This window comes from Myxacorys almedinensis A (genome assembly GCF_010091945.1).
Lineage (GTDB): Bacteria > Cyanobacteriota > Cyanobacteriia > Leptolyngbyales > Leptolyngbyaceae > Myxacorys > Myxacorys almedinensis.
This window is the reverse complement of record NZ_WVIE01000017.1, coordinates 47,845-59,563: the sequence shown is the minus strand read 5'-3', so window position 1 is coordinate 59,563 and position 11,719 is coordinate 47,845. Positions and strand designations below refer to the sequence as shown.

Sequence of the window (11,719 nt, the reverse complement as noted above, 5' to 3'; positions counted from 1 at the left end):
TTATGCAGCACAACGACTCGATCGCAACTCGAAAATCGCAGCTTTCAGACGCAAAACGCGCCCTTCTGGAAAAGCGTCTGCGCGGTGAATCTATGGATTCTAGCCAGCAGTCGATCGTGGCTCGTCGCCCTGCACAGGTAGGGAACCCGCTGTCTTTTTCGCAGCAGCGAATGTGGATCTTGAATCAGTTAGAGCCAGAGAATGCTGTTTACAACATTCCCACAGTTCTGCACTTGCAAGGTTGTTTGAATGTTCCAGCGTTGGAGCAGAGTTTGAATGAAATTCTGCAACGTCACGAAGTGCTGCGGAGCGGTTTTGTCGCGCACCAAGGGCAACCGCTCCAGGTGATCCATCCGATTGTCACTCTGAAAATTCCTGTAGTAGATTTGTCCGAAAAATCGACTGCTCAACAGCAAACAGAAATTCAGCGCCTTACGATCGAAGCGGCTCAAAAACCGTTTGATCTGAGTCAGGTTCCGCTTTTACGAATCACACTGCTGCGGTTGCGATCCTCTGAGCACGTGATTTTATGTACGATTCACCACATTGTCTCGGATGCTTGGTCAGCGCAGGTATTGATGCGTGAATTGGTGGTTCTTTACCGTGCTTTTTCTCAAGGCAATCCCTCTCCATTGCCAGAACTCCCGATTCAATATGCCGATTTTGCTTACTGGCAGCGTGAATCTCTCAAGGGCGATCGACTGAACACGCACCTATCCTACTGGAAGGAGCATTTGCACCCTTTACCATCGCTGTTATCGCTACCCACAGATTATCCACGTCCTCCGGTTCAAACCTTTCGAGGAAAAAGCTGCTGGCTGCAACTTTCGGCTTCTCTCACTCCTAAGCTCAAGCAACTGAGTCAGCAGCACAACGCCACGCTATTCATGACCCTGCTGGCAGCCTTCACGACGCTGCTATATCGCTATACTCAGCAAACGGATATTTTGGTTGGTACGCCGATCGCCAATCGCACCCAAAGTGTGACGGAATCCTTGATTGGCTGCTTCGTTAACACACTGGTTCTGCGAACGGATCTATCGGGCGATCCCCCATTCAGTGAGTTACTGGCGCGGGTGCGAGAAGCAACTTTGCAGGCTTACACTCATCAGGATCTCCCGTTTGAGCAACTGATCGAAGCGCTCAATTTGGAGCGGACATTGAGCCATGCTCCCCTGTTTCAGGTCATGTTTGGGGTGCAAAATGTGCCAACAACTGCATTGGTATTACCAGAGCTAACAATCACTCCTCAACCCTTGGAGAGTAGCACTGCCAAGTTTGATTTATCGCTTCTCTTTAGTGAAACTGAACAAGGATTGTTAGGCGGACTAGAATATAACTGTGATTTGTTTGCAGCCGATACAATAGAGCGATTGATCGGACACCTGCAAATGTTGTTGGAAGGAATCGTCACCAATCCACGGCAGCGCCTCAGTCAGCTACCGTTACTGACCGCAGCAGAACAGCAACTCCTGATTCAATGGAATCAAACCCAGGTTGTTTATCCAGAGCAGCTTTGTTTGCATCAGCGGGTAGAAAGACAAGTCGAGAAAACTCCCGACGCGATCGCCGTTGTGTTTGAAGGGCAACACCTTTCCTATCGAGAATTAAATACTCGCGCCAATCAACTCGCTCATTTCCTACATCGATTAGGAGTCAGAGCAGAGGTGCGAGTAGGAATTTGCCTGGAGCGATCGCTAGAAATGGCGATCGCACTGCTGGCAGTTCTTAAGGCTGGCGGAGCCTACGTGCCCCTTGATCCAGACTATCCATGCGATCGATTAGCGTTTGTGATGACAGACGCTCAAGTCCCGATTTTACTAACCCAACAGCATTTGAAGCCGATCGTCTCGGAATTTCAGGGGCAAATTCTTTGTCTAGATACCGACTGGGAGCAGATTGCTCAGGAATGCTCCACTAATCCTAACCCTGTTGCCAGCTTAGAGAATTTAGCGTATGTGATTTACACTTCTGGCTCTACAGGCAAGCCGAAAGGAGTGATGAATACCCATCGAGGCATTGATAATCGTCTCTGCTGGATGCAAGCAACGTATCAGTTAACGCCCCGCGATCGCGTCCTTCAAAAAACGCCGTTTAGCTTTGATGTATCGGTCTGGGAATTCTTCTGGACGCTTGCTACGGGTGCTTGTCTAGTGATGGCTCAACCAGGGGGACATCGAGACAGTGCCTACCTCGTCGGGCTGATTACAGAACAAAATATTTCTGTGCTGCATTTTGTTCCGTCTATGCTTCAGGTCTTTCTGGAGGAGCCGAAATTATCAGAAGCCTGCTGTTGTATCCGACAGGTTTTTTGCAGTGGTGAAGCCTTACCTGTGGAGCTACAAAATCGCTTTTTTGAGCAACTAGATGCCACCTTACATAATCTCTATGGACCCACCGAAGCCGCGATCGATGTGACGTACTGGGAATGCGATCGCCATTCTGGGCAATTCACGGTTCTGATCGGTCGCCCAATTGCTAATACGCAAATTCACTTGCTTGATCACTCCTTGCAGCCTGTACCAATTGGGGTTCCTGGTGAGCTTTACATCGGCGGGATGGGTTTGGCAAGAGGCTATCTCGATCGTCCGGCACTCACAGCAGAACGATTTATTTCGCATCCTTTTAGTGATGTACCGGGAGCAAGGCTCTACCGCACAGGCGATCTAGCTCGCTATCGGGCGGATGGAGCGATTGAATTTTTGGGTCGGACGGATTACCAAGTCAAAATTCGGGGATTCCGGATTGAGTTAGGTGAAATTGAAGCGGTCTTGAGTCAGTACCCCCAGATACGGGAAGCAGTGGTAGTGGCGCGGGAAGAAGCAACCGGACAGAAGCATCTGGTTGCCTACGGAGTTCTCCGAAATCACGAGGAAATTACAATTCAGGCATTACGAAACTGGCTGAACCAGCGATTGCCAGAGCATATGATTCCTTCAGCCTTCGTCTGGCTGGAACAGATGCCGCTAACTCCCAGTGGAAAGATCGATCGCCGCGCCCTACCCGCGCCGGAGATAGCTCGATCGAGGTTAGCCGCTCGCTACATCGCTCCCCAAACGCCTGTTGAGCAGCAGCTTGTAGGGATCTGGTCGCAGGTATTGGCGATCGAGACAATCGGTGTACAGGATAACTTTTTTGAATTGGGAGGGGATTCCATCCTCAGCCTGCAAATCATCGCAAAAGCGAATCAAGCCGGATTGCATTTAACTCCCAAGCAGTTGTTTCAACATCAGACCATCCAGGCGCTAGCAGCCGTCGTTGGTACTGCCTCTCACGCAATAGCTGAACAGGGGGTAGTCATAGGTTCACTGCCGCTGACCCCGATTCAACACTGGTTTTTTGAGCAGTCATTGCCAGACACACACCATTGGAATCAAGCAGTATTGCTAACAGTGCATCAGCAGATGGATTTCACTGTTCTCAAACAGGTGATGCAGCAGTTACTGAGCCATCACGATGCTCTACAATCGCGGTTTTATCAAGAAGGAAACTGTTGGAAAGCGGTAAATGCAGAATTGTCGCCTGATCCCTGTGCTGCGATCGATCTCTCTGAACTGCCAGACACACAACAAAATAGTGCAATGGTTAGAGCGATCGAGCAACTGCAAGCCAGCCTGAATCTGGCAGAGGGAGCGCTGATACGGGTGGTCTGGTTTAATTTTGGCGCTGGCAAATCCAGTCGTCTGTTGTTCATCATTCATCATTTGGTTGTGGATGGGGTGTCTTGGCGCATCTTGTTAGAAGATTTTCAAATGCTCTACCAGCAGCAGCTTCAGGGACGCGCCATGCAGCTACCTGCAAAAACGACTGCTTTTAAACAGTGGGCGCAACAGTTGCAACTCTATTCACAGTCTGAGGAATTACAACAAACTCAAACCTATTGGCTGTCTCGCAGTTGGATAGAGTTGCTTCCGATCGATTTCCCAAATGGAATTAACACTGTTGCCAACACTCATACGCTGTCCGTTAATCTGAGTCAGGCAGAAACACAGACGTTGTTGCAGCAGGTACCTATTGTTTATCGCACTCAAATCAATGACTTACTCCTGACCGCACTGGTTCAGGCATTCGCTCAATGGACTGGAACTTCCCGGTTGTTGGTAAATCTGGAAGGTCACGGACGCGAACAGCTTTGGGAAGACATAGACCTATCGCGCACAGTTGGCTGGTTTACCACGCTATTTCCAGTACAGCTAGATTTGACAAATATCACTGATCCGGCTGAGGCATTGAAATCGATTAAAGAGCAGCTACGCCGGATTCCTACTCGTGGATTGAGCTATGGAGTGCTGCGTTATCTCAATCAAGACACTGTTAAACCACTACGATCGCTGCCTCAAGCCCAAGTTAGCTTCAATTATCTGGGTCAGTTTGATCAGTTGCTGCCAGAGTCTTCTCTGTTCGAGCTTGCGCCGGAGTCTGCTGCACCCCTGCAAAGTTTGTCCGGCAGTCGCTATCATCTATTGGACATTCAGGCTGGAGTCACAGGAGGACAACTGCATCTCAACTGCACCTACAGTCAAGCAGTGCATCAATCCGCCACGATCGCCGCGCTCATGCAAGCCTTTGTCGCATCCTTGAGAACATTGATCGATCATTGCCTGTCTCTTGGTGCTGGAGGAAGCACCCCTTCAGACTTTCCGATCGCAGAACTGGATCAAATAACGCTGGATCGATTAGTTGGCAGCGATCGCACGATTGAGGATTTGTATCCGCTCTCTCCAGCACAGCAGGGGATTTTGTTTCACACGCTGTATGCGCCAGACCACGGACTCTACAGCACCCAACTATCATTTAATTTGTGCGGAAAATTGGATACCGTTGTTCTCCAGCAAACCTGGCAGCGGATCGTCGATCGCCATCCTGTTTTTCGGACTGCTTTTGTTTGGGAAGGACTCGATCGACCCTTGCAAGTTGTGCGACAGCAGGCTTCCCTATCCTGGCAGGAGGCAGACTGGCGCAACTTGTCTTCAGAACAGCAGCAAGCCCAGATTGCCGCTTTATTGAAAGACGATCGACAGCGTGGGTTTCAAATCCACCAAGCTCCACTGAGTCGGATTCTCCTGATCCGACTGACAGAAGACACCTACCGATTTATCTGGCATTTCCATCATTTGATTTTAGATGGATGGTCTGTGCCGCTAGTGTTTCAGGAAGTGTTCGCCACCTATGAACGGCTCTATCAGGAACAATCAGTACTTGCACCGCCGACTCGTCCCTATCGGGATTACATCACCTGGTTAATCAACCAGGATCTTGCTTCAGCCGAAGCCTTTTGGAGTCGAATGCTGCAAGGATTTACGACCCCAACCCGATTCAGCAACTCGGTAGCCAAAATCGATCGAGCCAGTGAAGCCGCAATTCTGTCGCGATCGTTCACGCTCCAAACAACTGCTGCGCTGCAATCCCTGGTTCAACAGCATCGGCTAACACTGAACACGCTGATTCAGGGAGTTTGGGCACTGTTATTGAGTTATCACAGTGGCAGCGAGGATGTAGTATTTGGTGCAACAACAGCAGGTCGTCCGGTGACGCTATCTGACTCGAATTCTATGATTGGGATGTTTATCAATACTCTGCCTGTGCGGGTGCAGATTAATCCGGCTGCTGCTTTCATTCCCTGGCTTCAAGCAATTCAAGTTCAACAAAGTGAAGCCCGACAGTATGAATACACGCCACTGGTACAAATTCAGAGGTGGAGCGATCTTGCTCCAGGCTTACCGCTATTTGAGAGCCTGATTGTATTTGAGAATTACCCGATCGATGAATCTCTAAGACAGCGATCGACTCAGTTAGAAATTCAGCGAGTCAGTTCCAGCGTGAATAATGGCTATCCGCTCACTGTGCGAGTGATTCCCGAAACAGAGTTATCGCTGCAACTGTTGTATGACCCGACTCGATTGGATGCCGACGTTATGAATCAATGGCTACAGTGTTTTTCAACGGTTTTACGTCAAATTGTCGAACAACCGGAGGTGCCATTAAAAGAACTTATTACCTGGATCGTTGCAGCCGAGCAGCAACACCAGCAAACGAAAGCACAGGAGCTAGAGCAATTGAGCCTTCAGAGGTTGAAATTGACTAAGCGACGCAAACAGCATTAACCCTTGATGGACTTCCCGACTATGAATCAGATTCCAGATCCCACGACTTTCATCCGGCAGCATCGACGTAAGTTAGTGACTTCTACAACTCAGCTTGTTCAGATGCAACCGTCTGAACAGCAGCTTCCTCTGATCATTCAGCCAACGTTGGAAGGACTGAGTTTAGCGGCGTGGGCAAAGGAGAATCAACGACTGATCGAAACAGAGTTGTTGAAACATGGCGGTATTCTGTTTCGTAACTTTCAAGTGTTAGGGGATGCAGATTTTGAGATATTCATGCAGGGGGTTTCCCAAACCGCGATGCCTTATTCCTATCGATCGACCCCCCGCACTCAGGTTCGCTCCAATGTCTACACCTCTACAGAATATCCGGCAGATCGGGCAATTCCCCTTCACAACGAAATGTCCTACGCGCGGCAATGGTGCTTGAGAATTAGCTTTTATTGCGTTCAGCCTGCTCAACAGGGGGGAGAAACCCCGATCGCGGATAGTCGCCGGGTTCTAGCACAGATTCCTTCCAGCATTCGATCGCGATTTGAGAACGGTGTGCTGTATGTGCGAAATTATGGTGGAGGATTGGATTTGCCCTGGCAAGAAGTCTTTCAAACGGACGATCGAGCAGTCGTTGAAAAATACTGCCATCAGGCTGGAATTGCCGTTGAGTGGTGGGGACAGGATCAGTTAAGAACTCGTCAGGTGTGTCAAGCGATCGCGACCCATCCTCAAACGGGCGAAGCGGTTTGGTTTAATCAGGCGCACCTATTTCACATCACAAGTTTAGGCGCAACGCTCCAGACCGATCTGATGCAGGGAATTCCTGTGGAAGCGCTCCCGCGCAATGCCTACTATGGCGACGGCACAGAGATCGAACCCTCTGTTCTCGAAGTAATTCGCTCTGCCTATGAGCAGGAATCGGTGCGATTTCCCTGGCAAGCCGGAGATGTGCTGCTTTTGGACAATATGCTCACCGCACATGGACGCTGCCCTTTTTTGGGTTCACGTCGAGTTCTGGCGGCAATGGCAGATTCTCACAGTCCAGACGTGCTGCGACAAACAAACATTGACAAGTAGGAACTGAACTATGCAATTACCCACGATCGAGGGATACCGACTGTCACCCCAACAAAAGCACCTGTGGTCTCTACAGCAATCACATCCTGACGTTCCAACGATCGCCCAGGGTGTGTTGCTATGTCAGGGAGCGCTTCAGGTTGAAACTTTGAAGACAGCGATAGAAAAGGTGATTCAGCGACATGAAATTCTCCGCACAACGTTTCAATGTTTGCCAGAGATGATTTTGCCACTGCAAGTGATTCAGGAGAAAACCAACCTGAGTATCTCTGTAGCAGAACCTCTTTCCGATTATGATCTGTCCCAACTGGAACTATGGATTCAAAGCTATTTACAAGAAAATAGCCAAGCTTCCTTTGAGCAATCTGCATCGCTCCGAGTGGCGATCGTTCCCCTTGCGCCACAGCAACATCTGCTGATTTTGAGTCTTCCGAGTTTATGTGCAGACGCGACAACGCTACAGTTTCTTGCTAGCGAAATTAGCCGTACCTATGCTGGCAATTTTGATCATGAACCAGATGAGCCAATGCAGTATGCCGATCTAGCAGAATGGCAAAATGACCTCCTAGAAGCGGAAGCAACGAATTGTGGTAAAACTTACTGGCAGCAGCAATTCATGGATTTAAGCGGATGGAAGCTTCCCTTTGAGCGCCAAGGTCTTCAGGCTGCACCATTTCAACCGCGCTGCTTCACCGCTCACCTGGATGCTGAAACTATTAGCCAGTTAGCTCAAAATTACAACGGCTCGATCGCGGCGGTATTGCTGACTTGCTGGCAAGTGCTGCTGTGGCGGATGACGAGTCGATCGGACATCACGATCGGTGTTACCAATGCGGGGCGAAAGTACGAGGATTTGCAGTATGCTCTAGGACTATTGGACAAATGCTTACCTTTACAGAGCCATTTGGAGGAAAACGACCTGTTGAGTCAACGGGTGCAGCAGACGGCTCAGATCATGCAGGAAGCACACCAATGGCAAGAATATTTTACAGGATTGCCTCTAGTAACTTTGCCCGTTGGTTTTGAGTTTGCAGAATGGTCTGTGGCATCAATGCCTGATCTGACTTTTTCTATCTATCAGCAAGCAGTTTACCTGAATCGTTTCAAAATCAAACTGTCCTGTATCCGTCAATCTGGTCAGCTTCGAGCCGAATTTCATTATGATGCTAATCTGTTTGCAGCCGACGCGATCGCTCAAATTGCAAACTATTTTCAAACCTTACTGACTTCGATTATTAATCAACCAGACGCTAAGATTGCAGACCTCAATTTCCTCGGCGATCGCGATCGACAGCGACTTTTAGTAGATTTCAACCAAACAACAATCAGCCATTGCAATCACAGCACGATTCATCAATGGTTTGAACAGCAGGTAGAACAATCACCCGATCGCGTTGCCGTAGTCTTTGAGGATCAATCCCTCACCTATGCGGAACTAAATGCCCGTGCCAATCAACTGGCTCACTTCCTGCGGACGCAGGGAATTGAACCTGAACAGGTTGTGGCGCTCTATGTCGATCGTTCTCCAGAAATGCTAATCGGCTTGTTGGGAATTCTTAAAGCGGGCGGTGCATATTTACCCCTTGATCCGGGCTTACCTACGACGGCAGTTGACCAACGGTTACAGCAGGTTCAAGCCACAATTCTCCTGACCCAGCAGCAACTTGCAAAAGATTTGACATTGACAGCACAGGTCATTTGTCTGGATACGGACTGGTCTACGATCGCTCAACAAGCCACCACCAATCTAACCAATTGGACAACACCCGAAAACTTAGTTTATGTCCTGTTCACATCAGGTTCAACAGGAAAACCGAAAGGGGTGGCTGTAGAGCATCGACAGTTGTTGAATTATGTTAACGGCATCTTAACAAGCCTGACTATCCCTGAGGGAGCAAGTTTTGCCACAGTTTCTACGCTGGCTGCGGATTTGGGCAATACCACGCTGTTCGCTTGCCTTTGTACAGGTGGCTGTTTACACCTGATTTCCCAGGAACGATCGCTCGATCCGAATGCGCTAGCAGAATACGGTCGGCGGCACGCGATCGACTATCTCAAAATTGTTCCTTCCCACCTCAAGGTGTTGCTGGACGCTGCTGATTGTCGGGCAATCCTGCCCCGGCGACAGCTAATCTTGGGTGGAGAAACGCTTCATTGGCATCTAGTTGAACAAATCCGGCAGCACGCGCCCACCTGTCAGATACTCAACCACTACGGACCGACAGAAACCACTGTGGGCGTGTTGACTTATGAAGTTCAAGAACGCCTGTCGGCAGCCGATTCTGAGACGGTTCCACTAGGCTACCCGCTGCCAAATACCCAGGTCTATTTACTCGATACTGACCTCCAGCCTGTACCGCTCGGATTTCCGGGTGAAATTTATATTGGCGGCGCTAGCGTAACTCGTGGCTATCACGCCCAGCCTGAACTTACAGCCGCCGCTTTTGTGCCGCATCCGTTCAGCAGCAATCCAGATGCCCGACTGTACAAAACCGGAGACCATGCCCGTTACCGTCTGGATGGAACGATCGAGTTTTTGGGACGCGCAGACCAGCAAGTGAAAATTCGAGGTTTCCGAATTGAACTGGGAGAAATCGAAGCGGCGTTGAAGCAACATCCAGAGGTGCGAGAGGCGATCGTGCTTGCCACAGAAGCAGAACATCCACAACTCCTCGCCTATGTCGTTCCTGAGCAGGCTGCTGATGCGATCGACAATCTGCGCCAATTTCTGCAAGCCAAACTTCCTGAAGTCATGGTGCCGTTCGCGATCATACCCTTGAAGACACTGCCATTGCTGCCGAATGGCAAGCTCGATCGTCGCACATTGTTGACAATGGAGCTTCCCCAATCAGATACCGATGGCGCATTTGTTCCACCGCGCACTTCCGTCGAAGCAACGATTGCTCAAATTTGGGAAACCGTTCTCAGGCTGCCGCAAGTGGGAATTTATGACAACTTTTTCGAGTTAGGCGGGGATTCCATTCTCTGCATTCAAGTGATTGCAAAAGCCAGTCAAGCCGGACTCCGGTTTACGCCCAAACAATTGTTTGAGCATCCCACCATTGTATCGCTGGCAGCAGTGGTGAATACGGCTCCCGTCGTTGCCGCAGAGCAGGGAATTGTGACGGGAATTGTGCCGCTGACTCCGATTCAGCACTGGTTTTTTGAGCAAGATCTCCCAGAGCCACATCACTGGAATCAATCAATTCTGCTGCAAGTTCAGCAGCCTCTTAATCCAGTTTTGCTGAGGCAAGCACTGAGTCATCTGCTGCAACATCACGATGCCCTGCGGCTGCGGTTTCATCGAGATACAACAGGCTGGCAGCAGATTAATACTGATGTTGATGCGATCGTGCCATTCACTCAACTAGATTTGTCTACCCTTGCCACCCCAGAGCAATCTGAGACAATAACCGCCGTTGCTACCGACCTGCAAACTAGCCTGAATCTCGCAGACGGTCCGTTAATGCGAGTCGTCCTGTTTAACCTGGGCAATCATCAGCCCGATCGCCTGTTGCTGATTCTGCATCATCTTGTGGTTGATGGAGTGTCCTGGCGCATTCTGCTGGAGGATTTGCAAACGGCTTACCAGCAGTTAGCTCAGAGTCAAGCAGTGCAGCTACCCGCTAAAACAACTTCCTTTAAGGAGTGGTCAGCCCGTTTGCAGAACTATGCTGACTCGGAGGCACTCCAGCAAGAACTCACTTACTGGCAGCAGGAGAGTGGAGCCGCCACACTGCCAATGGATAATCTTACTGGAGCCAATACGGTTGCCCTGACTCAAACAGTGTCCGTCGCGTTGACTCAGACAGAAACTGATGCTCTCCTCCAGGAGGTTCCAGCCACCTATCAAACTCAAATTAACGATGTGTTGCTCACGGCGCTGGTGCAGGCATTTTTTCAGTGGACTCAAATTCCCTCGCTTTATCTCGATTTGGAAGGACACGGGCGAGAGTCGCTGTTTGAGGATGTGGAGGTGTCCCGCACGATCGGCTGGTTTACCACAATTTTTCCCGTGCAATTGCAATTAGATGATCCTCAGCATTCTGAAAAATGTTTGAAATCCATTAAAGAGCAACTGCGTCAAATTCCTCGGCAGGGCATTGGTTACGGCATTCTGCGCTATCTGAATCAGGATGAGGCGACGGCTGGTCTACGCGATCGTTCGCCCGCTTGCGTGAAATTCAATTACCTGGGGCAGGTAGACGCGATCGCCGCTGCAACGTCCTTATTTGCCCCTGCACTGGAATCGACAGGATTGGGGCGCAGTCCTCAAGGCAACCGCCGTTATCTGCTCGATATCACTGCAATTGTGAGCGAGGGACAACTACACCTACGGTGGGATTACAGCGCGGGAATTTACCAACGTCCTCGCATTGAGCAGTTGGCTCAACACTATCTCACGGCTCTGCGATCGCTGATTGTTCACTGTCAGTCTTCAGAAGTGGGCGGTTACACTCCCTCAGATTTTCCAGATGCTCAACTCGATCAGGAAGACCTCGATTTATTAATTGCTCAGTTAAGTTAGCCAGGGAGCCAAACAG

Annotated in this window: 3 protein-coding genes; all 3 read left to right on the top strand. The window is 49.8% G+C overall.

All coding sequences use genetic code 11. The features are described from left to right. Positions 1 to 2 precede the first annotated feature (2 nt). Genes GS601_RS15030 through GS601_RS15020 form a run of 3 tightly spaced genes read left to right on the top strand, consistent with a single transcriptional unit; the run spans position 3 to position 11,703 of the window. Positions 3 to 6,104: a non-ribosomal peptide synthetase gene (locus GS601_RS15030; RefSeq protein WP_162424100.1), complete on the top strand. Its 6,102-nt coding sequence runs from the start codon at positions 3 to 5 to the stop codon at positions 6,102 to 6,104. 21 nt (positions 6,105 to 6,125) lie between these two features. Beyond that, positions 6,126 to 7,175 (top strand): TauD/TfdA family dioxygenase, encoded by a 1,050-nt coding sequence (locus GS601_RS15025; protein WP_162424099.1) that lies wholly within the window; start codon positions 6,126 to 6,128, stop codon positions 7,173 to 7,175. Positions 7,176 to 7,185: 10 nt separating this feature from the next. After that, positions 7,186 to 11,703, top strand: coding sequence for a non-ribosomal peptide synthetase (locus tag GS601_RS15020; RefSeq protein ID WP_162424098.1), 4,518 nt, complete (start codon positions 7,186 to 7,188; stop codon positions 11,701 to 11,703). The last annotated feature ends 16 nt before the right edge of the window (positions 11,704 to 11,719 follow it).